Annotated in this window: 23 protein-coding genes; 9 read left to right on the top strand and 14 right to left on the bottom strand. The window is 72.6% G+C overall.

Features of this window, described 5'->3' with window-relative positions:
• The first annotated feature begins 34 nt into the window (after positions 1–34).
• From AKI01S_RS04380 to AKI01S_RS04370, 3 genes are all read left to right on the top strand, one after another.
• A complete protein-coding gene (locus AKI01S_RS04380) occupies positions 35–736 on the top strand; it encodes a GOLPH3/VPS74 family protein (RefSeq protein ID WP_067812434.1) in 702 nt (233 codons plus the stop codon).
• 80 nt (positions 737–816) lie between these two features.
• Entirely contained in the window at positions 817–1365 is a 549-nt protein-coding gene (locus AKI01S_RS54160) for an NIPSNAP family protein (RefSeq protein ID WP_067812433.1), read from the top strand.
• A 62-nt stretch (positions 1366–1427) separates the two neighbouring features.
• Complete coding sequence (locus AKI01S_RS04370; RefSeq protein WP_067812432.1) at positions 1428–2294, top strand: aldo/keto reductase; 867 nt, start codon at positions 1428–1430, stop codon at positions 2292–2294.
• On the opposite strand, the gene AKI01S_RS04365 is transcribed toward AKI01S_RS04370, so the two are convergent.
• The 6 genes from AKI01S_RS04365 to AKI01S_RS04340 all read right to left on the bottom strand — a co-directional run bounded on the left by AKI01S_RS04365 (position 2291) and on the right by AKI01S_RS04340 (position 8722).
• On the bottom strand, positions 2291–2572 hold the full coding sequence (locus AKI01S_RS04365) for a hypothetical protein (RefSeq protein WP_169813898.1): 282 nt from the start codon (positions 2570–2572) through the stop codon (positions 2291–2293). The genes AKI01S_RS04370 and AKI01S_RS04365 overlap by 4 nt on opposite strands.
• A gap of 124 nt (positions 2573–2696) precedes the next feature.
• Entirely contained in the window at positions 2697–3674 is a 978-nt protein-coding gene (locus tag AKI01S_RS04360) for a hypothetical protein (protein WP_067812430.1), read from the bottom strand.
• A gap of 39 nt (positions 3675–3713) precedes the next feature.
• On the bottom strand, positions 3714–4187 hold the full coding sequence (locus tag AKI01S_RS04355) for a hypothetical protein (protein ID WP_157419656.1): 474 nt from the start codon (positions 4185–4187) through the stop codon (positions 3714–3716).
• Positions 4188–4280: 93 nt separating this feature from the next.
• The gene (locus tag AKI01S_RS04350) at positions 4281–6839 is read right to left on the bottom strand and encodes a translocation/assembly module TamB domain-containing protein (RefSeq protein ID WP_157419655.1); all 2559 of its coding nucleotides are present in this window, start codon (positions 6837–6839) and stop codon (positions 4281–4283) included.
• A gap of 126 nt (positions 6840–6965) precedes the next feature.
• Positions 6966–7145: a hypothetical protein gene (locus tag AKI01S_RS04345; protein WP_067812427.1), complete on the bottom strand. Its 180-nt coding sequence runs from the start codon at positions 7143–7145 to the stop codon at positions 6966–6968.
• A gap of 401 nt (positions 7146–7546) precedes the next feature.
• Positions 7547–8722, bottom strand: a complete 1176-nt coding sequence (locus tag AKI01S_RS04340; protein WP_067812426.1) for an MFS transporter — start codon at positions 8720–8722, stop codon at positions 7547–7549.
• 86 nt (positions 8723–8808) lie between these two features.
• Here AKI01S_RS04340 and AKI01S_RS04335 point away from each other — a divergent pair, with 86 nt between their 5' ends.
• Positions 8809–9300, top strand: coding sequence for an RrF2 family transcriptional regulator (locus tag AKI01S_RS04335; RefSeq protein ID WP_067812425.1), 492 nt, complete (start codon positions 8809–8811; stop codon positions 9298–9300).
• On the opposite strand, the gene AKI01S_RS04330 is transcribed toward AKI01S_RS04335, so the two are convergent.
• Genes AKI01S_RS04330 through AKI01S_RS04320 form a run of 3 tightly spaced genes read right to left on the bottom strand, consistent with a single transcriptional unit; the run spans position 9288 to position 11456 of the window.
• Positions 9288–9836: an antibiotic biosynthesis monooxygenase gene (locus tag AKI01S_RS04330; RefSeq protein ID WP_067812424.1), complete on the bottom strand. Its 549-nt coding sequence runs from the start codon at positions 9834–9836 to the stop codon at positions 9288–9290. The two genes, AKI01S_RS04335 and AKI01S_RS04330, sit on opposite strands and share 13 nt — an antisense overlap.
• A 43-nt stretch (positions 9837–9879) precedes the next feature.
• On the bottom strand, positions 9880–10329 hold the full coding sequence (locus AKI01S_RS04325) for a DUF6210 family protein (protein ID WP_067812423.1): 450 nt from the start codon (positions 10327–10329) through the stop codon (positions 9880–9882).
• Complete coding sequence (locus AKI01S_RS04320) at positions 10326–11456, bottom strand: FAD-dependent monooxygenase (RefSeq protein WP_067812480.1); 1131 nt, start codon at positions 11454–11456, stop codon at positions 10326–10328. Before AKI01S_RS04320 ends, AKI01S_RS04325 begins: the two co-directional genes overlap by 4 nt.
• A gap of 62 nt (positions 11457–11518) precedes the next feature.
• On the opposite strand from AKI01S_RS04320, the gene AKI01S_RS04315 reads away from it, so the two are divergent.
• A complete protein-coding gene (locus tag AKI01S_RS04315; protein ID WP_067812422.1) occupies positions 11519–12085 on the top strand; it encodes a TetR/AcrR family transcriptional regulator in 567 nt (188 codons plus the stop codon).
• On the opposite strand, the gene AKI01S_RS04310 is transcribed toward AKI01S_RS04315, so the two are convergent.
• The gene (locus tag AKI01S_RS04310) at positions 12082–13002 is read right to left on the bottom strand and encodes a helix-turn-helix transcriptional regulator (RefSeq protein ID WP_067812421.1); all 921 of its coding nucleotides are present in this window, start codon (positions 13000–13002) and stop codon (positions 12082–12084) included. The two genes, AKI01S_RS04315 and AKI01S_RS04310, sit on opposite strands and share 4 nt — an antisense overlap.
• A 165-nt stretch (positions 13003–13167) precedes the next feature.
• Here AKI01S_RS04310 and AKI01S_RS04305 point away from each other — a divergent pair, with 165 nt between their 5' ends.
• Entirely contained in the window at positions 13168–14556 is a 1389-nt protein-coding gene (locus AKI01S_RS04305) for an MFS transporter (RefSeq protein WP_067812420.1), read from the top strand.
• On the opposite strand, the gene AKI01S_RS04300 is transcribed toward AKI01S_RS04305, so the two are convergent.
• From AKI01S_RS04300 to AKI01S_RS04290, 3 genes are all read right to left on the bottom strand, one after another.
• Entirely contained in the window at positions 14537–15298 is a 762-nt protein-coding gene (locus AKI01S_RS04300; protein WP_067812419.1) for a phosphotransferase, read from the bottom strand. The genes AKI01S_RS04305 and AKI01S_RS04300 overlap by 20 nt on opposite strands.
• Positions 15295–16497 (bottom strand): MFS transporter, encoded by a 1203-nt coding sequence (locus AKI01S_RS04295; protein ID WP_067812418.1) that lies wholly within the window; start codon positions 16495–16497, stop codon positions 15295–15297. Before AKI01S_RS04295 ends, AKI01S_RS04300 begins: the two co-directional genes overlap by 4 nt.
• A gap of 213 nt (positions 16498–16710) precedes the next feature.
• A complete protein-coding gene (locus AKI01S_RS04290) occupies positions 16711–18165 on the bottom strand; it encodes a catalase (RefSeq protein ID WP_067812417.1) in 1455 nt (484 codons plus the stop codon).
• Positions 18166–18283: 118 nt separating this feature from the next.
• On the opposite strand from AKI01S_RS04290, the gene AKI01S_RS48770 reads away from it, so the two are divergent.
• From AKI01S_RS48770 to AKI01S_RS04280, 3 genes are all read left to right on the top strand, one after another.
• On the top strand, positions 18284–19210 hold the full coding sequence (locus AKI01S_RS48770; protein ID WP_083998875.1) for an RNA-guided endonuclease InsQ/TnpB family protein: 927 nt from the start codon (positions 18284–18286) through the stop codon (positions 19208–19210).
• Positions 19211–19460: 250 nt separating this feature from the next.
• A complete protein-coding gene (locus tag AKI01S_RS04285; RefSeq protein ID WP_067812416.1) occupies positions 19461–20435 on the top strand; it encodes a hypothetical protein in 975 nt (324 codons plus the stop codon).
• 11 nt (positions 20436–20446) lie between these two features.
• Positions 20447–21574, top strand: coding sequence for a hypothetical protein (locus AKI01S_RS04280; protein ID WP_157419654.1), 1128 nt, complete (start codon positions 20447–20449; stop codon positions 21572–21574).
• Here the strand turns inward: AKI01S_RS04280 and AKI01S_RS04275 are convergent, their stop codons facing one another.
• Positions 21575–22789 (bottom strand): MFS transporter, encoded by a 1215-nt coding sequence (locus AKI01S_RS04275; protein ID WP_067812414.1) that lies wholly within the window; start codon positions 22787–22789, stop codon positions 21575–21577.
• Positions 22790–22855: the final 66 nt, after the last annotated feature.

Genomic DNA, 22855 nt, shown 5'->3' with positions numbered 1-22855 from the left:
GAACCGTTGCGGCACCACCGGTAGTCATAGGGGCATGGCACTGACCCTGGCTGAAGAGTTCCTGCTGCTGGCGCTGCGCGACGACACCGGCAAGCCCATGGTGGACGGCACGAGGCTCAAGGCGGCGCTGGCCGGAGCGGCGATCGTCGAGCTCGCCCTCGACGGCGCGCTCCGCCTGACCGGGCCGGACGAGCCGGGCCGCGAGCCGGGCCGCCTGGCGGCGACCGGCGGGCCCGTCGCCCACGAACGCTTCGCCGGGCTCGTCGAACTGGTCGCCGGCCGCAAGCCCAAGGACGCGGTGTCCCGGGCCGCCGGGTTCAACGGCTGGCGCGGCGACCGGGGCCGCGACCTGCGCGACGCGCTGCTGGCGGACCTCGCCGAGGCGGGCGCGCTGCGCGAGGAGCAGGGGAAGGTCCTCGGACTGTTCCCCAGCAAGGCGTGGAAGCCCGCCGACCCGGGCGTCGAGGCCGAGGTCCTGGAACGCGTCCGCGCCACCGTCGTGGCCGGGGCCGACCCGGACCCGCGCACGGCCGCGCTGGTCGCGCTCGTGCACACGGTGGGCCTGCTGCCGAAGCTGTTCCCCGAGGCCGACCGCAGGGCGCTCAAGCGGCGCGGCAAGGAGATCGGCGAACGGGACTGGGGCGGCGAGGCGGTCCGCAGGGCGATCCAGGAGATCCAGGGCGCGGTGCTGATCGCGGTGACGGTCGCGGCGAGCGCCGCGGCCTCGGGCGGCTGACCCCTCCATGGCGCGATCCGTGGGCCGCATGGCGCCCCCGCCCCTTGCGGCCCCGGACCGTTCCACGCGAAGGTGACCGGATGACCGTGATCGAGCTGCGCCAGTACACGTTGCGGCCGGGCCGCCGCGACGAGCTCATCGACCTGTTCGAGAGGGAGTTCGTCGAGGCCCAGGAAGAGTGCGGGATGCGGATCGTGGGGACGTTCCGCGACCTGGACGACCCGGACCGGTTCGTGTGGGTGCGGTCGTTCGCGGACCTGGAGACGCGGCTGAAGGCGTTGACGGCGTTCTACGGGGGCCCGGTGTGGGCGGCGCACCGCGAGCGGGCGAACGCGACCATGCTCGACGTGTCCGACGCGCGCCTGCTGAGCCCGGTGCGGGACTTCACGGTGCCCGGGTCGCGTCCGGGTCATGGGGCCGAGCCGCCGGGCACGACGCTGACGGCGGTGGTGGAGCCGCCGTCGGCCCCGCGACGCCCGGGGGCGCTGGCGGTCCTGGAGACGCTGGACGCGGAGAACGACTTCCCCCGGCTGCCGGTCCGCACGGACCGGGTGCGGGTGACGTTCACGCGCGAGGACGTGCCGGGGGCGCTGCGCCTGTCGCCGACCGGGCGTTCCCTGCTGCGCTGATCGCGCTCCGGACCCGGTAACGTGTTCCCGGCGCCTCCTCCGACGGGGCGCATTCTGCGTTCATGAGCGAGAACACCCTTTCCGCCGCCGCTGCCGGGACCTGGACGCTGGGCGACCTGACGGTCAACCGCATCGGGTTCGGGGCGATGCGGCTCACCGCGACCGACCGGGACCGCGCCGTCGCCCTGCTGCGGCGCGCGGTCGACCTGGGCGTCGACCACATCGACACCGCCGCGTTCTACTTCTCGCCGCTGCGCTCGGCGAACGAACTGATCAACCGGGCCCTCGCCCCCTACCCCGACGGCCTCGTCATCGCCACCAAGGTCTGGCCCGCCCGCGACCCGTCGGGGGACTGGTGGTGGGCCGAGCCCGCCCGGTTGCGCGGCCAGGTGGAGGAGAACCTGCGCCAGCTCGGCCGCGACCACCTCGACCTGGCCAACCTGCGGCTCCCCCGCAGCCGCCGGAACGGGTCGCTGGCCGAGCACTTCGGCGCGCTGGCCGCGCTGCGCGACGCCGGTCTGGTCCGCCACCTCGGCGTCTCCAACGTGACCGCCGCCCAGCTCGCCGAGGCGCAGGCGATCGCGCCGGTCGTGTGCGTGCAGAACCCCTACGGGATCGGCGCGCCGCCGGAGGAGCAGGCGTTGCTGCGCTCCTGCGGGGAGCAGGGGGTGGCGTACGTGCCGTTCTACGCGATCGCGGGGTCCGGGAGGGACGCCGGATCCGTGGACCTCGGCCACGCGGCGCTGGAGGAGATCGCCCGTGCCCACGACGCGACCCCCGCGCAGGTCCGCCTGGCGTGGACGCTGAGGCAGGGACCGCACGTCCTGGCCATCCCGGGCACCGGCGACCCCTCCCACCTGGAGGAGAACATCGCGGCCGGAACACTGGAGCTCTCCGCCGAGGAGATGGCGCGGCTCGCCGTTCCCTAGCGGACCTCGGCGGGGACACCGGAACGCGCCAGGACCCGCGCCAGCAGCGCGATCTCCGGCGGCGTTCCGGTGTAGCCGCCCGCCCTGACCTGCTCGAACACGGCCCCGGCCGAAGCGAGGTCAAGACCCAGCACAGAACGCAGGACCTTCATGCCCCGCACGCGGTCGGGGTCCGGGATCGTCAGACGGAGCCGGGCGGGAGGGCACGCGGCGAGGAGACGCCGCCGCAGGTCGTCGGGGAGGTCGCCCTTGCCCACACGGCTTCGGCGCCGCCGCACGCGGGGCAGGACCGCTCGATGCCCCAGTGCAGGACGTCGCCGACCAGGCTCTGCCCACCGTGGCAACGCGTCCGCCCGCCGCAGGAACGGCACGTCTCGACATGGACGACGCTGACGCTGTCCATCAGCTCTCCCGCGTTCCGCCGCCGAGCAGGGCGGACCGGAGGGCGAACCAGGCGCGCAGCTCGGGGGAGTGCGTGGACGGCAGGACGGTCCGGAGGTCGTGGATCTGGTCGCGGAGGCGGCGGGACAGGCGGATCTCGTCCGGGGCGAGCGAGCGCACAGCGGCCAGGCGCTCGGCCTCGGCGAGGGGCGGAACGGCGGCGAGCCAGCGTTCGACCGCCTCGCTCGGATCGGCGCCGTCCCTGACCAGATTCCGGACGAGGGTGACGGCGGCCTCGTCCGGCGGATCGACGCCCCGTTCGGCGGCCTGGCGGTCCAACGCCTTGGCCAGCCGCCACCGGGCGGGGCCACCGGCGGCGCCGCGCAGGCAGTGCCACCAGTCGGCGCGTTCGGGCCCGGCGGGCTCCCGCTCGTCCAGCCAGGCCGAGAGCTCCGGCTCGGAAAGCGGGACCAGGTGCCCGGCGTAGGACTCGAACGTCTGCTTCCGCCCTCGGAACCGCAGCCAGGCCGGAGAAGGCTGTGGCCCGAGCACCTTCACCACGTCCCCAGAGGATTCGGCGATGAGGCCCATGCGGGAGGTCGGCTCCCAGTACTCGGCGCAGCCGTCGTTGAGGGAGGGGCGTTCCTCCAGCGGGAAGCCGCGTTCCCGCAGGGCCCCCAGAAGCTCCCCGGCATCGGGCCGCGAGCGGAACGGCCCGTAGCGCTCGACGAGCCGCGGCTCGACCCCGCCGTCCTCCACGAGCCACGCCAGCCGATGGGCCTGCGCCCCGAAGTAGGTCACCGACCAGGGAGAACCGCGATCGTCCCGATGCCAGCCGAACTCGACCAGCCCGAAATCAAGGAGCATGCCGCCGGGCGGGGTCCAGGGATCCTCCACCCTCCCGAGGACCGCCTCGACCTCGTCCAGGGAACTGGTGTGGTCGAGCCCCAGCACCGTCCCGGTGGCCAGCAGATCGGCGAAGAAGTCGAGTTCGCTCACCGGGGCATTGTCGGGCCCGGCGGCGGGCGGCGCATCCCGTCAAGGACGGGCATCACCGGCTCCGCCCGCCCGCGACGCCGGGCTCCGCGTGATCAGGACGCGCAGCCCGGACAGCAGCGCCGCCACGCCGGGGGCGACGAGCAGGGTGAGGGAGAAGGCGGGCCGCCAGGGGGCCGCGAACCTCAGGCTCGGGCCGTGGCCCGTGACCAGCGGCGCGAGCAGGAACCCGAAAGAGGCGCCCACGTAGAGCGCGACCAGCGCCACGACGGCGGCCACAGCTGGAAGCACCAAGCTCCGCGACCGCACCACCAGCAGGGCCACGCCGACGAGCAGCCCCACGAGAAGGCACTGCAGGACGACGAACCCCAGCGAGTCGCGGAACTCGCGCAGGAAGTCCGACGTGTACATCCGCGCCACCGTCGTCACGGCCATGGCGCCGGTGGCGACCGCGCCACCGAACACCAGCGACAGGACGACCACGACCGGCCGGGAGTCAGGACGAGTCCGAAGCATCCGCCCATTCAACCCGCCGACGACCGCCGGACCCGGATCAGCGCAGGCGGGCGGCGTCGCCCACATAACGCGATCATGATCGGCTGGCGTCTCTCACTGCCGAGCGAGGGTGCGCGTGATCCCGGTGACGATTGTGGTCGCGAGCACCCATCCTGCGACGATCATCGTGGCCGCCAGCCACTGCTGCCATCCACGAGGGTGGAACGCCCCTTCCTGCCCGAATCCGACCACAGGAATGAGCAGGTCGAGCGAGTAGAGGAAAGCGTTGAAGGGAGGAGCCTCAGCGGGTTTGGCAGGCGGTGGGTGCCGAAGCGCGAATGCGGTGGTGGCGATGGCCAGCAATGTCAAGAACCAGATCGCCGCCCGGAACGGCCGATATCCGTAACCGACCGTCCAGTCCTGTACCAACCCCCAGACACGGAGAAGCGGCGACAAGCCCGCCCGCTGACGACGTTGCGCGGCGAGGAGGACGTCTCGTGCCTCGGTCTCGTGTCCCTGGCGACGGTAGAGCGCGGCGAGGTGCTCGTACGGCTGGGGGTGATGGGCTTCCGCGCTCCTGGCCAGCCATGCGAGCCGGTCGCGGATCAGAGGGGAAGTTTCCAGGATCTCGTAGACGAGGCCGTCCAGCCGGGTACCGGACGGCCAACGCGACGGTTCGTCACTCAACATGGTGATGACCGCGTGGCGGAGGTCCACGGTACTGCGGAATACTGTGCGATCATCCGTGCGCATCGACATAGCTCGGAGTTTGCGCAGGTCGAGCTCGTCGTAGAAGGTCGCCGCCTGGATACAGAACAGGTCGCCGACCTGGGCCGCGGCGAAGGACACACGTCCCTTTGCGTTGAAACCGGAGCACAGGTTCAGGGTGCCACCCACATTCAACCGCCAGGCGACGAGAGCCGGACCGTGAGGATTGACGAGCTGTGCGTTCGGAAACTCCAGGCCGGCACCGATTCGGGTGTCATCGAGCATGATCGTACCTTCGGAATGGAACCCCTGGCGGCAGAAGAGGGTTCCGCCTATATCGGCGCGAGAGGCCCAGAGCGTGGTGCCCTGGGGGTTGGTGAGACGAGCGTTGTCGAGCGACACCGACCCCCGGATGACGGCGCCCACGAGAGAAACCATGCCGAACGCCGTGAGCCCGCGCGACGCGCGGATTCCGTTCTCGATGGTGGCGAGCCCGGCGTTGAGCGCGGTGCCACCCGGATTCTGGAGTCTCGCCTCACTGAGGAAGAGCGATCCGTTGATGGCGGCAGTCCGCAGCATGACCTCGCCTTCGGCCGTGAACGTCTCATTCAGCGCGAGGATGCCTTCGACTGTGAGGCGTTCGGCGTTCAGCGCGGCGCCATTCGGGTTGGAGAGGCGGGCACCACTCAGCGTGCAGCGGCGGCCGACACGAGCATCTTGCAGACGCATCTCGCCTTCAGCTGTGAGCTCACGTGCGAGAAAGCCGCCTTCTGCCTGTAGTCCGTCACCACTGAAATGCGTGTCGCCTGGGTTGACGAGGCGTGCACTTGAAAGGTCGATGTTGGAGCTGACCTTGGCGTTGTCCAGCGCGATCTTACCTCTGGAATGAAGATTTCGGCAGAGGAGCGCGCCGTTGAGTTCCATGCGGTGCGCGGCAAGCGAGATACCGCCGGGGTTGCTCAATCGGGCGTCAGTCAAGTTGAGGGCGTCTCTGACCTGGGCAGCGACGAGTGAGAACATGCCGTTTGCAGTGAAGCTCCGGAACGCGTGGATGCCGCCGTCGAACGTGGCGGTATTGGCGTTGAATGCGAGGCCATCAGGGTTGATCAGTCTGGCGTTGTTCAGGTAGAGCGGTCCATGGACCGTGGCGGCTTGGAGTAGGACTTCTCCTTCAGCGGTGAAACCACCGTTCAGGGCGAGGATGCCTTCGACGGTGAGGCGTTCGGCGCGAAGTGCGATACCACTCGGGTTGGTGAGATGGGCGCTACGGAACGTGCAACGGCGGCCAATGCGGGCGTCCTGGAGTTGCACTCCGCCTTCAGACCTGAGGCAGGAGGCGAAGAGGCCGTTCTCAACGACGACGCCAGGGCCGTTGAAGGTTGCTCCTCCAGGGTTGGTTATTTGAGTGTGAGCGAGGACCAGCACCCCTCCGACCTGTGTGTTCCACAGGGTGACTTCGCCGTTGATCACGGCGTTCTGAACGGTCAGGTCCTGCTCGATCCTTACGTTGGCGCAGTGGAGTGCTGGATCTCCTTGGAGGGTGGTCTCGTTTAGGCAAAGACTTGCAGTGATGTGTGCACCGTTGAGGAGAACGGGAGCAGTGAAGCGACTGGCCGTCAAGCCGAGAACGCCCTCGATCTGTACGTCCTGGGCTTCCAGCCCAGGGAGGTCACAGGCGATCATGCGGATCATTCCTGTGCGTGCCCCGGTCAATAGTGGAGGCTCGTCGAAAGAGCAGGAATTCAGGATCAGGGCGTACTTGGTTTCGGTGTAGGACAGGTCGAGTTGGCCGGTGATGTGCGCGCCCGTGAGGCGGATGACAGGGTTCTTGCCAGGGGAAGGGGTGTGGGCTCCCAAGAGGAGACGGACGATTACCTCGGCGCGGATTGGAGCGCTGGGGCATTCGACTGGACTGGCTTCAGGGAACGCGTTCCAGAGGGCTCGTTCGGCTGGGGTCAGGTCCATGTGGGGCATGGTCGCTCCCGCGTTGGTGTCCTCTATGAGATGCGGGAGCGGGGAGGGCGGTTGCATGCGAGGAGCCAGCGGCCAGGGCGTGCTGGGCTCGCCCCAGCGGCTGGAGCCGGGCTCCGTTCAATGGATCTTCTTTAGGTCCTTGACGCACAGGCGCTTGGTGCAGCCGCCGCCGGTGCCCTTGTCGAACTCGAAGACGAAGGCGATGTACATCTGGCCGAGCGTGCCCTTATCGATGTGGGTGCTGTTGGAGTACAGCTTGCCCTGGTGCCACTTGTTGTCCTCGATGCCGTTGGTCACGTGGCAGGGACCACCTGACCAATGCTCGCCGGTGGCGCTCCGGAGATGCGCCACGCCTCCACGCGGGTGTTCTTGTGATTGCTCCTGGTTCGCTGGACGGCGTAGCCCCATCCCAGGACGCGGGTCTTGCCGTTCGGGCCGGGCTTGCCGTCGGTCTTGACGTAGCCCTTGCCCCAGCGTCACTTGGCCTTGCACGTGACCTCGGCTCGGTATTTGGCCTTCGCGGCGGTGGTCACGGTGCCCTGCGTGGGCGAGACCTTCACCGTGGCCGACGCCCGGGGCTTCCACGAGCAGACCCGCCGCCGGGACCGAGGCCGCCGCGCCCGCGATACGGGAGGGCGTGACATGGTGGTTTCTCTCCTGGCCATCTCGAGCGCCCGGAGCTTCTCGCTTCCGGAGGGTCAGCGCAGGCGGGTGATCGGGACGAGCATCAGGGCGGTCAGCGCGGCCAGGGCGCCGAAGGCGGGCCGGAAGCCTCCCGTCGCGTCGCGCAGGACGCCGACCAGGACCGGCGCCAGCGCGGCGGCGGCGTACCCGACGAAGAACGCCATCGCGCTGATCCGGCCCGCCTCCCGCGGGTCCCGGCCGACCACCACCGGCAGGGTCAGCACGAGGGTGAACAGGCCGCCGTGGCCGACGCCCAGCGCGAGCACCCACGGCCAGGGGACGGCGGGGACGGCGGCCAGCCCGGCGAAGCCCACGGCGGTCAGCGCGGTCGTGAGGGCGAGGCCGGCCCGAGGGTCGGCGCGTTCGCCCAGCAGCGCGGGCACGGCCAGCATGGCGGCGACCTGGATCGCGATCATCACGGTCAGCAGCGCCCCGGCGGCGGTCGCGCCGCGTCCGCCGTCGTCCTGGAGCAGCGGCGCCACCCAGGCCAGCTCGCAGTAGTACAGCGCCGAGTTGCCCGCCGCCAGCGCGGTGATCCGCCAGGCGGCCGCGCTGCGCCAGGGCAGCCCGGCGGTCGCGGGCCCGGCGGGGGCGGCGACGTCGTCCAGCGCGAGCGAGCGGCGCGCGGCCGACCAGACCACCATGCCCGCGGCCGCGAGCACCGCCCAGGAGGCCAGCGCCCCCGGCCAGGACCCGAGCGCGTCGGCGAGCGGGGCGCTGACCCCTGCCGCGACCGCGCCGCCCAGCCCGAGGCCCGCGGTGTAGAGCCCGGTGACCACGCCCGCGCGGTCGGCGAAGCGCGCCTTGACCACGGCGGGCAGCAGCGTCTGCGCGATGGCGATCCCGGCGCCGACCACGGCGGCGCAGCTCAGCTGGATCCAGGCCGCGCCGCCGAACGCGCGGGCCGCGGTGGCCACCGTGATGATCGCCAGGCCGAGCAGCACCCCGCGCTGCAGCCCGAGCCGCCGCGCGGCGACGGCGGCCAACGGGGCGCAGACCCCCATCGCCAGCGTCGGGACCGTGGTGAGCAGCGACACCGCCGTCGCGGACAGCTCCAGGTCCCGTTGGACCCGCTCCACCAGCGGCGACACCGCGGCGATCGCGGGCCGCAGGTTGGCCGCCGCGACGAACAGCGCGACCGCGGCCGCCCCGAACGCCGCCTTCGGCACCTCCCGCACACCGTGCGCCATGACCCCTCCCAATGATCTCGGACAGAAACTATCCGAGATATATCACAACGCGGACACTCGCTATCCGAGTTCGGTAGGCTGGGGCCATGAAGCTGTCGAACGGGGTGGAGTGGGCGCTGCACGGCTGTGTCACGCTCAGCCAGAGCGACTCCCCGGTGCCCGCGGCGCGTCTCGCCGAACTGCACGGCACGCCGCCCGCGTACATGGCCAAGCAGTTGCAGGCGCTCTCCCGCGCGGGCATCGTGCGTTCCACACCGGGCCAGGTCGGCGGCTACACCCTCACCCGGCCCGCGTCCGCGATCACCGCACTGGAGGTGGTGCGGGCCATCGACGGCACCGAGCCCGCCTACCGGTGCACGGAGATCCGGCAGCAGGGACCGCTGGGCGTTCCCGCCGAGGAGTGCACCCGCCCCTGCGCGATCGCCCGGGCCATGGCGGCCGCCCAGGACGCCTGGGCCCGGGCACTGGCCGAGATCTCGATCGCCGACCTGGCGGCCGCCATCGACACCGACAGCGGCGGCACGGCCATGACCGACGTCCGCCGCTGGCTGACCACCGGCACGCCTCACAACGGGTGAAAGCGCTGGGCCTCGGCCTGGATCAGGCCTGGCCAGGTGTAGAGGCGTTCCCATTCGGCGGCCAGGGGGTCGTCGTCGGTGGAGGGGGCCTCCATCACCGCCCGGTGGGCTTCGCGGGAGGTCCAGGCGGCGTAGTTGATGATCTCCGTGCCGTCCTCGCTCAGGTGGAAGTGGGCCGCCAGCAGGCCGGGCATGGGGTCGTCGGTCTCCAGGGACAGCAGGGCGTCCATCCAGGCTCGCTGGCGGTCGGGGTCGGGGGAGTCGAAGACCGCGCGGGCCAGGACGGCGCAGCCGGTCGGGGTCGTGGTGGCGGAGATCTGCGAGCTCCGGTAGAGGGTGAACGCCCTCGCCTCCGGACGGGCCCTGGCGAACGCGGCGGCGGACCCCTCGTCCGGCCACTGCGAGTAGTGGAGGACGGTGCCGTCCCGTTCGCCCACCAGATGGGTGTAGGCCAGGGCGTCCGGAGGAACGGGGGCCGGGGTGGTGGAGCGCTCGATCAGGATGTGCTTCGCCAGGGTCGGGTCGGGATAGGTCATGCGGGCACTGTTCAAGATCGTCTGTGGCGGCGGCAACGGGTTTTCAGTCCGAGTTGCACCAGAGCAGTACGCCCGGGCCGTCCGGGGTGACGATCGGGATCCACGCCTCGTCCAGGTCGATGAGACGGGACTCGTCCAGGCGCAGGTGGGTGCGGGTGTTGTCGACGTTCGCGGTCGGGGTGGACGGCCAGAAGACCGTGGCCTCCACGGCGGATTCGATGCGGGTCAGCAGGTCCCCGGTGGGTGCTCCGGGGAGGCCGGTGCCTTTCAGGTCGCGTTCGAAGATCTCGCGTAGCTCGCGCAGGGTGTTGCGGTCGGTCGCCGGGTCCCAGGCTCCCAGCGGAACGTAGTAGCCCTCCGCCCGGCCTTGGAGGCAGGCCGTTCCGCCGTACTGCTGGACGTAGACGACGCCGGTCGGGGCCTCGATCACCGCCCCGAACCAGCCGTCCTCTCCGATCGTCCCGTCCGCGTCCAGGAAGACGTGGCGCCTCATGCCCGCGGAGGCTGCCACATGAAGAGGGAGTCCGCCTGCTTCAGCAGCGCGCCGGGGCCCAGGAGGTTCGCGGCGCGGACGGCCGTGTCGCGCAGTGCGGCCAGCGGCGGTGCCGACAGGCCGCTCAGCCTGGCCAGGTTGTGGGAACGGCGCACGATCCCGGTGGTGCGCGGCAGGCGGGCCGCGGTGTAGGCGGGCAGGCCGCCGCCGTCGGTCACCTCGTGGGCCAGGACGACCGCGTCCTCGATCGCCTGGCACGCCCCCTGCCCCAGGTTCGGCGTCATCGGGTGCGCCGCGTCGCCCAGCACCGCGACGCGGCCGTGGTGGTAGGAAGGGAGCGGTTCGGCCATGTCGTGGATGTCGTTGCGCAGGACGCGGGCCGGGTCGGCGTTCGCCACGAGGGTCGGGATCGGGTCGTGCCAGTCGCCGAACAGGCGGTTCAGCTCGGCCTTCTCGTCGGGGACCGTCGTGCCGGGGGCGGCCGGGGCCGTCGCGTAGCAGTAGATCTCCCCGTCCGCGATCGGCATCACGCCGAAGACGCGGCCCCTGCCCCAGGTCTCGGTGGGGCGCGGGTCGGGGATGGTGGGGGTCAGGAAGCGCCAGGCGGTCAGGCCCACCGAACGCGGGGCCGGATGGCCGGGGAACAGGGCGGCGCGGACGCGGGAGTTGATGCCGTCGGCGGCGACGACCAGGTCGGCGCGTTCGGTGCCGCCGGCCGTCACCACCTCGCCGGTCTCCGGGTCCACCGACTCCACCTCGGCGCCCAGGCGCAGGGAGTCCGGCGGGACGCGGTCGAGCAGGACGTCGACCAGCGCGCTGCGCAGCGACACCACCGTCGGATCTCCGTACCGTGCCGCCGCCGTCTCCGCCGTCGTGCGGTTCAGCCAGCCGCCCCTCCACGAACGCAACCCGCCCTCGCCCTGGAACGCCGCCAGTTTCCGCATGGCGTCGCCCGCGTCGATCGTGTCGAGGGCGCGCAGGGCGTTCGGGCCGAGCGCCAGGCCGGAGCCGACCGGTTCGAGGGAGGCGGCGCGTTCGTACAGGGTGACCGTCCAGCCCTTGCGGTGCAGGGCCGCCGTCACGGTGAGCCCGCCCACCCCGCCGCCGACCACGATCGCGTGAGGCATCATTCCGTCCTTTCGAAGACTACACCTGTAGTCCTACTCCACTACAGGTGTAGTCTGCAAGGGTGACTTCCCCATCGCGCTCCGAACTGGTCGCCGAGACCGCCATCACGCTGATCGTCGAACGGGGGCTGCGCGGCCTCACCCACCGCGCGGTCGACGAGGCCGCCGGGCTGCCCGCCGGGTCCACCTCCAACCTCGCCCGCACCCGCGCCGCCCTGCTGGAACTGGTCATGGCCCGCCTCACCGAGCTGGAGCTGCGCCTGTTCGCCGCCGCGGACCTGCCCGAGGGCGGGGACCGGGAGACGGTCGTCGAGGTGGTGGCGGGGCTGCTGCACGTCCAGCTCACCGAGGACCGGCGGCGCACGCTCGCCCGGTACGAGCTGGCGCTGGAGGCCAACCGGCGGCCCGAGCTGCGCGCCGTCTACGACGCGAGCGGGGCGGCGTTCCGGCGGGCGGCCGTGATGCTGGTCGCCGGGGCCGGATCGCCCGACCCGGTGCGGCACGGGCGGATGCTGGTCGCCTTCGCCGAGGGGGTGATGTTCGACGCGCTGGCGGGGGCCGGGGACGACCCGGCGCCGGAGGAGCTGCGGCTGGCGGTCACCGAGTTCCTGCGCGGGATGCTCGGCTAGGCGCGCGGGGCGGACGTCGCGTCCGGGCCCCAGCTCGCCAGCAGCCGCAGGTTCTCGGCGGTGGGCGAGCCCGGCGCGGCGTGGTAGAGGATCAACGCCTGGTCGGGGTCGGCGGGCAGCCGCAGCGTCTCCAGCGACAGCTTCAGCTCACCGACCAGCGGGTGGCGCAGGTGCTTGAGGCCGTGGGCGTTCTCCTTGACGTCGTGCCGGGCCCACAGCCGGCGGAAGTCCGCGCTCTTCACCGACAGCTCGCCCACCAGCCGCACCAGCCGGGGGTCGTCGGGATGGCGGCCCGCGTCCAGCCGCAACGCCGCCACGATCTCGGCCGCCTGCGCCTCCCAGTCCACGAACAGCGCCCGGTAGTCGGGGTTCAGGAAGATCAGCCGGGCGCAGTTGCGCTCCTCGGGGGGCATCCGGTCCCAGTCGCCGAACACCGCCGAGACCAGGGGGTTCCAGGCCAGGATGTCCGAACGCCGCCCCGCCACGTAGGCGGGCACCACCCCGTCCAGCGACGCCAGCAGCTCGCGCAGCGCGGGCCGCACCTGCTGCCGGGGCGGCGGCGCGGGACGGGGACGGTGCTGGCGGCGGGCCAGGTGCTCCAGGTGCGCGCGCTCGGCGCCGGTCAGCCGCAGGGCGCGGGCGATGGCGTCGAGGACCTCGTCCGACACGTTCGGGCTGCGGCCCTGCTCCAGCCGCGTCAGGTACGCCACCGACACCCCGGCGAGCTGCGCCAGCTCCTCCCGGCGCAGCCCCGGCACCCGCCGGTACCGCCCCGAGTCGGGCAGCCCGACGTCCGCCGGCCGCAGCCGCGCCCGGCGGCTGCGCAGGAACTCGCCCAGCTCGGCGCGCGGATCGATCGCCCGGCCGACGGCCTCCGCCGTCTCCGCCGCCGTGTCCGCAACCCGTTGCTCACCCATGACGCCATTGTCGGCGACCGGACCCGGAACCGGTGCGGATCATCCTGACCCTGCTGGTACTAGGAACGCCGTTCGACCGCGGAACGGAGGTCTGGCAGCCCCCGCGGCGGCGCGGAAGCCTCGACCACGGCCCCGGAGGGGGCCGCTCGCGACGGAGGTTCCCCGATGAGTACTGCTGTCGACGCCGTCCCGGAGCGGCGGGAGCGCGTGCGCTGGCCCGCCCGGCTGTGGATCGCGCTGCTGGTGTCCAGCGGCGTGATCATGCTGGACGGCCTGGAGAACTCGATGATCGCCGTGTCGCTCCCGGAGATCCAGCGCGACCTGCGGATCGGCGCGGCCACCGCGCAGTGGCTGATGGGCGCCTACATCCTGGCGTTCGGCGGCTTCCTGCTGCTGGGCGGGCGGTTCGCCGACCTGTTCGGGCGGCGGCGGGTGCTGGTGACCGCGATGAGCGTGTTCGCGGCGCTGTCGCTGCTGGGGGTGGTCGTCGACGACCCCGGGCTGCTGATCGCCTCGCGGTTCGTCAAGGGCATGGCGGCGGCGTTCACCGCCCCGGCCGCCATGGCGCTGCTGACCACGACCTTCCCCGAGGGCCCGCAGCGCAACCGGGCGTTCGGGATCTTCAACGTGTTCGAGGCGTCCGGCTACTCGGGCGGGCTGCTGGTCGGCGGGCTGCTGGCGGCGCTGGACTGGCGGGCCACGTTCGTGATGCCGATCCCGGTCGCCGTGCTGGTGGTGGTCGGCGCGCTGCTGGTGCTGCCGCCGGATCCGCCGCGCGCCGGGCGCGTGCGGCTCGACGTCGGCGGCGCGGTCACCCTCGTCGCCGGGATGCTGCTGCTGGTCTTCACGGTGAGCTCGGCGGCCGACGCCGGATGGGCCTCGGCGCGGACGATCGGCGGGTTCGCGGCGACGGCGGTGCTGCTCGCGGCGTTCACGATGATCGAACGCACCGTGCGGCAGCCGCTGGTCCGGCTGGGCGTCCTGCGCGACCGCGGCCTGGTCACCGCCAACCTCAGCGCCGCGCTGCTGTACGGGGGCGCGATGGGCTTCCAGTTCCTGCTGGCGCTGTACCTGCAGAACCTCCACGGGTGGACGCCGTTGCAGATGGCGCTGGTGCTGCTGCCCGCCGGGCTGATGGTGGTCGTGGTCGGGCCGGTGATGGGGACGCTGATGGACCGGTTCGGCGTCACGCGGGTGCTGATGGCGGGGCTGGTGGCGTTCGTCCCGAGCTACCTGCTGATGCTGCGGGTCGGGCCCGAGCCGGACCTGTGGACGGTGCTGGTGCCCGCGTCGCTGCTGTGGGGGGTGGGCTTCGCGCTCAGCATCTCGGCGCTGATGGTGGCCGGGACCAGCGGGATCGCGGACGAGGAGCAGGGGCTGGCGTCCGGGCTGCTGACCAGCTCGTTGCAGGTCGGCGGGGCGTTCGGGCTGGCGGTGGTGACGGCGGTGATCGTGCCCGGGACGCGGCTGGCGGAGCTGCGCGCCGGGGTCGTGGCGATCCTGGTGTTCGCGGTGCTGACGCTGGCGGTCCAGCTCATCCGGGTGCGGCGGTGAGCCGCTCCAGGACGCCCGCCAGCCCCGCGTCGCGCATCGCGCCGTCACCGGTGGCCAGCCCGCGCGTGACCTCATACCACGGGCCGAGCCGGTGCCGCACCAGGCCGCGTTCGCGCAGCTCGGGCGTCACCCCGTAGGTCTCGGCCAGCGCGTCGGCGAACGCCCCCGGCGTGCCGTGCAGGGTCCAGGCCAGGTCGATCGCGGGGTCGCCCGCGTGCGCGTCACCGAAGTCGATCACGCCGGACAGCCGCCCGTCCTCGACCAGGACGTGTTCGGGGCCGAGGTCGCCGTGGACGACGGTGTCGGTGACGCCGGTGTCGGCGGCCTCCAGCAGCGCCAGCCCGGCCGTGCGGGCGGACGCGGGCAGCAGCGGGACGACGCGTTCCCGGAACAACGCCAGATCCTGCGCGAACTCCTCCCGGACGTCGCGCAGCCCGTGCGCCCGCGCCGCCGCGACGTCGGTGCCGTGCAGGGCCCGCAGGAAACGGCCGAGGGCGCGGCCGTGCCCGGCGTCCGGGTGCTCCAGCGGCTCGCCGGGGACCAGCCGGTGCCGCACGACCAGCGGCGGCCCGCCGGCGATCGCGGGCACCGGGACGGGCAGCGGCAGCCGGGGAGCGAGCCAGGGCAGCAGCCGCGCCTCGGCCCGCAGGCGGGGCTCGACGTCGGGACGGCGCGCGGTGCGCTCGACCCAGCCGTCCACGAGCACGGCCGCGCTGTCCCAGCCCCCGGAGAAGTCGGTCACACGATGATCTTCTCACCGGGGGCCGGGGCGGGCGCGCGGTACCGGCCGCGGGTCGCGGTGAGCAGCGCCAGCGCCGCCGCGGCCCCGGCGCAGACGACCGCCGTGGCGAACGCCGCGCGGTGGCCCGCCGTCCCGGCCAGCCGGCCCGCCAGCATCGCCCCGCCGGAGGTCCCCAGGATGATCGCGCTGCCCAGCACCGTCATCGCCTCGCCCAGCCGGGCCGCCGGCGCGGTGCGCTCCACCAGCGCGAACATGGCGATGATGGTGGGGGCGATGGTCAGGCCCAGGGCCGCGACCGTCACCGCCAGGGACGTCAGGCCCGCCACCGCGAGCAGCGCCAGCGCCAGCGCGAACTGCACGGCCGTGGCCAGGCGGAGCTGCGCGCGGGTGTCCAGGCGGGGCGGCAGCGCGGTCATCAGCAGCCCGACCAGCGCCGACGGGACGCCCATCAGCCCGTAGACCAGTCCCGCCGCCTCCGGCGCGCCCAGCTTCTCGGTCAGCTCGGTCACACCCGTCTGGATCGCGCCGAAGACCAGCCCCTGCAACGCCATCCCCGCGAACAGCAGCGCCAGCGCGACCGAGACCAGACGCGGCCTCGGCCCCGGCGCGGCGGCGCGGACCGGGCGCGGGGCCGTGGGATGCAGGGCGAACGCCGTCCCGAACACCACGACCAGCGCCGCCGCCACCAGCAGCGCCGCCGCCGGGTCGAGCACCGCCAGCAGCCCCACCAGCGCCGGGCCCGTCACGAAGCTCGTCTCGTCCACCGTGCCGTCGAACGACAGCGCCGCCCCCGTCAGCTTCGGGTCGCCCTCGGCCAGCGGTACCAGGCGGCTGCGCGTCAACGGCCCGATCTGCGGCACCGACAGGCCCGCCGCCAGCGCCGGCGCCGCCTGCGCGAGCGGCGGCCAGCCGCCCTGGACCGCCAGGACCAGCGCGGTGAGGGCCGTCCCGTTGACGGCCGACGCCGCGAGCACCACGCGCCGCTGTCCCCGCCGGTCGGCCAGCCGTCCGATCACCGGGCCGCCGCCCGCCTGGCCCAGCGCCAGCGCGCCCGACACCAGCCCGGCCGTGGCGATGCCGCTGTGCGCGTTCACCAGCAGCAGCGACCCGATCGGGCCCATCGCCGCGGGCAGCCGGGCCAGGAACGACACCAGCGGCAGGAACGGCCCCGTCAACGCGACGACCCTGCGGAACTGCACGTCATCAGCCTCCCGGCCGGGGAAAACGGATCGGGGAACGCGGCGGCGGCCCCACCCCGGGTGGAAGGGGGTGGGGCCGCCGCCGGGCCGGTGAAGGGGACGACACCGGCCGGGTTCCGCGCGTCCCGTCGTGGCTGTCGTGGTACGTACGGCGCGCGGAGCGGAGCGGGGCGACCGGACCGAGGACAGGGTTCGGGCCGCCCCGGGTCCTCGCTAGCCGCGCAGCTCCTTCACCGCGGTCTCGACCTGGTGGCCGTAGGCCGGGTCGGCGGCGTGGAAGTGACCGATCGCGCGTTCCACGATCGCGTCGTCGGAGACCTTCGCCAGGCCGCCCGCGATGTTGGCGACCAGCCGGGCCTGCGCGGCCGGGTCCATCAGCCGGTACAGGTTGCCCGCCTGGACGAAGTCGTCGTCCTCGCGGTGCGCCACCGGCTCGTGGTTGCCGACCGGGCCGGCGACCTCGTAGCCGGTGGCGAGGGGCCGGCCGGTCTGGGCGGGGCCGCCGAAGCTGTTGGGCTCGTAGTTCTTGGCGCGGCCCCGGTTGCCGTCGAACCGCATCGCGCCGTCCCGGCCGTAGTTGTCCGCGGCGGCGTGCGGGGCGTTCACCGGGAGCTGGGTGTGGTTGACGCCCAGCCGGTACCGGTGCGCGTCGCCGTACGCGAACAGGCGGCCCTGGAGCATCTTGTCCGGCGAGGGGCCGATGCCGGGGACGAAGTTGTTCGGCGAGAACGCCGCCTGCTCGACCTCGGCGAAGATGTTCTCCGGGTTGCGGTTCAGGACGAGCCGCCCGACCCGCACGCGCGGGTAGTCGGCGTGCGGCCACACCTTCGTCAGGTCGAACGGGTTGAACCGGTAGGCGGCCGCGTCCTCTACCGGCATGAGCTGCACGTACATCGTCCACGACGGGAACATGCCGCGCTCGATGGCCCGGTGCAGGTCCTGCTGGTGGGAGTTGGCGTCCCGGCCGGCCAGTTCCTGCGCCTCCTCGCTGGTGAGGCAGCGGATGCCCTGGTCGGTCTTGAAGTGGTACTTCACCCAGTGCGCGCGGCCCTCGGCGTTCACCCACAGGTAGGTGTGCGACCCGAACCCGTCCATGTGCCGGTAGGACGCGGGGATGCCCCGGTCGCCCATCAGCCACGTGACCTGGTGCGTCGCCTCCGGCGAGTGCGACCAGAAGTCCCAGACGTTCTCCGGCTCCTGGACCCCGGTGAACGGGTCCCGCTTCTGGGAGTGGATGAAGTCGGGGAACTTCAGCGGGTCCTTGATGAAGAAGACCGGGGTGTTGTTCCCGACGAGGTCGTAGTTGCCCTCCTCGGTGTAGAACTTCACCGCGAAGCCGCGCGGGTCGCGCACGGCGTCGGCCCCGCCCAGGCTGTCGGCGACGGTCGAGAACCGCAGGAAGACCTCGGTCCGTTTGCCCACTTCCGACAGGAACGCCGCGTGGGTGTAGGAGGTGACGTCGTCGGTCACCTCCAGGTACCCGTAGGCCCCGGCGCCGCGCGCGTGCACCACGCGTTCGGGGATGCGCTCGCGGTTGAACCGGGCCAGCTTCTCGATCAGCTGCTGGTCCTGGATGAGAAGCGGCCCCCCGGGCCCGGCGGACGCGCTGTTCTGGTTGTCGGCGACGGGTGCACCGGACTCGGTCGTCAAGATCGGTCGGCTGGTCAAGAGATCACCTTTTCTCTGCGACGCGCCCGGCGGGGCGGGTGGTGGTGACGCTGTCGGCGGGATCGGCCGAATTCCACGTTCCGCGGAAAGCGATGGATGAAATGGTCAACGTGGGAACGTGTCCCGTTATCGGCTCCAGCCGACCCCCATCCAGGAGGCCGCATTGCTGGAGCATTGCCGACATGCCAGGTTCGTGTGGAATCTGGCTGTTGAGCAGTGGGCCGGATGGCGGCGGGGCAGGAAACGCCCGCCTGGTTTCGGAGAGCGGTGCCGTCAGCTGACCGCGGCACGCGCGGCCGAACCGTGGCTGGCGACGGGATCGGTCATCGCCCGGCAGCAGGCGCTCAAGGATTTCGCCCTGGCGATGGCGAACTTCTTCGCGGGAACGCACCGGCGTCCGACATGGCGTAAAGCCGGGAAGGACGAGGGTTTCCACATCGTGGCCATGAAGCCGGGAAACGTTCGGAGGACTTCCCGGAACGTCGGTCAGTCGAGGATCCCCAAAGTGGGTTGGGTCCGCTTCCGATGGTCGCGTGCGGTTCCCAGGGCGAAGTCCTACCGTGTGACGCGCGACGGGGCCGGGCGGCGGCACATGGCGTTCGCCGTGGCCCCACCCCCGCTCGCGGGACCGGGAACGGGCTCGGTCGTCGGCGTGGACCGCGGCGTCGTGGTGTCGGCCGCGCTCTCGACCGGCGAACTGCTGCACGTCCCGGGCCTCCGCGAGACCGAGGCCCGTCGGCCGCGACTGCTGCGGCGCCGGTTGGCGAGGGCGAGACCCGGGTCGAAGCGACGGGCCGGGACCAAGGCCGCCCTCGCGAGGCTCCACGCGCGTTGTTCGGCGTGCGGGAATCTGGACCGGAAGGCGCGCGAGAGCCAAGCCGTCTTCCGTTGCAGGCCCTGCGGGTTCGTCGGCAACGCCGATGTCAACGCGGCGCTCAACGTGGGAAACGCGGCAAGGCATGCCGTGTCCGCGCGGGAAGGGCTCTGGGATGCCGGGCCGACGCACCGCGAACCTCATCTCGCGCACCTCCGTTCCTTCGCGTGAGCTGAAATCCCCGTTCGCCGAACGGGGAGGATGCCGACTCCAAGGTGAGGCGACGGTACGTCCCGTGCTCAGGGGGTGGTCAAGGCGAGCGGGGCAACTCTGGAGGAAGCTCCGCAAGCGGGTGGTGACGCCGTTCGGAAGACGGCACGATCCTCCAAAACCGCCGACCCGCGCCCCGCGCCTTGGGGAGTACTGGCCGGAATGAGGTGCTTTCTGCCAGAATCCGGGGATCTTGATGGGGGGCGGGGGTATGGGAAACGCGCTGCGGCCGGTGGTCGATCCGGCGCTGCCGCAGCAGGAGCGCGCGCTCCTGCTGAAGTCCGCGACGGGCCTGGCGCCCGCGAGCGCACCGGCGCCGACCGGGTCGTCCTGGGGCGACCGGGTGCGCGGCGACATGCCGGGGGCCGTCACGGTGGCGACGCTGTGCGGTTTCCTGCCCGCCGTGGCCGGGTTCTACCTGCGGGGACTTCCGGGACTGGCCGTCGGGGCGGTCCTTCAGTCCGCGCTCGCGGTGGTCCTGTGGAGCGGCGGGTTCAAGCAGTTCGTGCTTGCTGGAACGGTCCTCCAGATCGCCGCCTGGGTGGTGCTGATGGTGCTCCACGGCGGGAAGGACGAGCGCGCCGAGCTGGGCCGCCTCCACCACGGCCGGTACTACCTGGAGGCCGACTTCGACCAGGGGGACCTGCGCCCGTGGTTCGGCGCGGTTCCGGGAGGGCTCATGTGGCGGGCGCAGAGCGCCGTCACCACCGTCCTGGAGTCGGACGTGGAGGCCGCCGGGCTGCTCGACGACACCGCCAACGCGGTCGTCCTGCCGCAGCGGGAGTGGGAGATCGCGCGGTCGCTGGCCGAGCTGACCCGCAACGCGCGGGAGCTGGACGCCGCCGTGCCGCCCGGTCGGCGGGGCCGGAAGGAGTCCGAACCCCAGCGGAAGGCGTCGCGGGAGGCGACGGCGGAGGTGCTCGGGCGGGTGCGGGCGCTGGAGGAGTACGCCGCCCGGGTCCGCGCCGCCGACAAGGCGTACCGCGAGTGGCGCACGGTGCGGGAGCTGGAGGAGCTCAACGCGGGGACGCGGGAGTCGCTGGCCCGCGCCGTACGGGACGAGCTGGCGGCCGCCGAGATCGACGACGCCGCCGACCGGCCCGGGCTGGCGCCGCTGCGCGACAGCCTCCAGAAGGCGCGGGAAGCCGGGCGGACGCTCGCCGAACCCGCCGTTGAGCAGGTGTGAGGAACCAGGCTGTGAGCACCCATAACGACACCGCGTCGTCCGGTATGCAGCGACTGCTGGACAGGTTCCCGCCCGTGCTGCAGGCGGCGGGCGGCATCCTGCTGGTCCTCCAGGTCGTCTTCGGCTTCCTGCTGGTCGTGCCGATCGTGTTCGCCTTCCTGTTCGGCCTGCTGGACGGTGGGGGCGGTTCGAAAGCGCGCCCCCGGAGCGTGGTCGAGTCGCCGCGGAGGGAGGGGCCCGTCATGATGACCCTCGTGGTCACCGGGGACCGCCGCACCGCCGAGGTCGACTTCAACACCTCCGACGGCAGCGTGGATCAGTCGGACAAGAACATCAGGCTCCCGCTGCGCCGGACGGTCCGGGTCCCGGAGGGCGGCCATCTGTCGGTGAACGCCCGGACGTCCTGGTACTCCGGCCCCGGAAAGATCACCTGCACCGTGCTGATCGGCGACCGGGTGGTGGAGCAGGACTCGCAGTTCGGCGACAGGGCGACCACCCACTGCCTCGCCAGGCCCGACAGCAAGCCGATCGCCGGGGCGACGGTCCCCCCACAGGGCAACGGGATGCTGCCGGGCGAGGTCCGCCTGACCAGGAAGGTCCCGGTCAGGCGGTACAAGGGGAAGGGCTCCCCGGTCGTGGGACGGGTGAGCGACGGCGACCCCCGCCTGTCGTACCTGGCGCTGGGAGGCGAGTGGGGCCGCAGCCGCGAGGTCGATCCGCAGATCAGCGGCTACCACCGCCGTCAGGGGTTCGAGAGCGAGGTCGGGTGGGAGGCGGTCATCGCCTCGGGGTTCGTCAAGGAGGAGCTCGTGCTGGAGGCCAAGGGGCGGAACCGGCTGCGCACCCTGGCCTGGGCCGTGCAGGACTACCGCCAGAGCATGGGCTTCAACGAGTCCGCCCGTGGCCGGGACGTCGCCTCCCAGCCGATCACGGTCGGCGGCCGCAGGGGCTGGGTGATCGTCCGGGAGGTCCGGTTCAAGCCGAAGAAGAACATGCGCGCCACGATGGACCTGTCGGTGGTCGCCGTGGTCGACACCGGCCGCCCCCGGCCCTCGTTCCTGTGGATCGACATCCCCAACACGCACAAGCATCTCTGGCCGGACGTCAACACCGTGCTCGACTCCCTGAGCGTGAACTGATCAGGCCGTGCGGCGGCGGGCGGCGAGGACCGCGACGCCGCCAGCGGCCGCGACGGACGCCAGCACCGCGCCGAAGACCGTGGCCCCGGTGGCGAGGCCGGTGGCGTCACTGAGGTAACCGGCGGTGACGGGGAGGATTCCGGCGGGCAGGTAGCCGCCGACGTTGAAGGCCGCGTTGGCCTCGGCGAGGCGCGCGGGCGGGACATGGGCGTTGAGCAGGGACAGGCCGCCGAGCTGGCCCATGCCCTGGCCCGCGCCCGCCAGCAGCGCGGCGGCGACCAGGGCCGGGACGGACGCGGCGTGCACGGCGGTGACCAGGGCGGCCATGCTCGCGACGGTGCCCGCCGCGCCCCAGGCCAGGATGGTGGGGCGGGCCAGCCGCTGCACCGCGAACTGGACGGCCGTGGCGGTGAGGAACATCGCGAACGCCAGCGCGCCCGCCACGGTCCGGCTGGTGGTCCCCAGTAGGCCCGACAGCAGCGACGGGCCCAGCGACAGCACGAACGAGGTCGCGGTGATGCCCGGCGCGAAGACGGCCAGGCCCAGCGCGAGCCGCGTCCGGCTGTCGCGGGGGACGCGGGGCACGCGCACCCAGGCCCCCGCGCGCGGCGCGGCCGGGCGGGGCAGGGGCATGCGCAGGACGGCGAGGACGGCGGTGGCCAGCAGCACGGCCTCGACGGCGAAGACGGTCACGGTCGGGCCCGGCAGGGTCTCCGACAGCACGCCCGCCAGCAGCGGCCCCAGCCCCGCGCCGAAGACCATCGCCGACGAGGCCAGCAGCGCGGCGAGCCGGGCGCGGTGGGCCCCGGCCACGTCGCTGACCGCCGCCATCCCGGCCGACACGACCGCGCCGACGGCCACGCCGGTGAACAGCCGGGCCACGACCAGCGCGGGCACCGAGGGGGCGGTCGCGAACACGGCGCAGGCGGCCAGGGCCAGGCCGAGCGCGGGCAGCAGCACCCGGCGGCGGCCGAGCCGGTCGGCGGCCACGCCGGACACCAGCAGCGAGCCGAGCAGCCCGGCGATGTAGCAGGCGAAGATCACGGTGAGCGTGCCCCGGGAGAAGCCGAGCTCGCGCTGCCACAGCACGTACAGCGGGGTGGCGGCGTTGGACAGCACGAACACGGCGGTGACCGGCCAGGCGGCGAACCAGATCCACCGGGTCGGCGCGGCGGCGCGGGGCGGGGCCTGGGGGAGGGAGAGGGAGCGGGACATGACCGTCCTTCCAGTACGAGTTTTGTCGAACCTGTACGAGTGCAGACGAACATAGCATCAAGTACG

The sequence above is a fragment of the Actinomadura kijaniata NBRC 14229 genome (genome assembly GCF_001552175.1).
Taxonomy (GTDB): Bacteria; Actinomycetota; Actinomycetes; order Streptosporangiales; family Streptosporangiaceae; genus Spirillospora; species Spirillospora kijaniata.
Note: the sequence above shows the minus strand (reverse complement) of the source record. Positions and strands in the feature narration are given on the sequence as shown.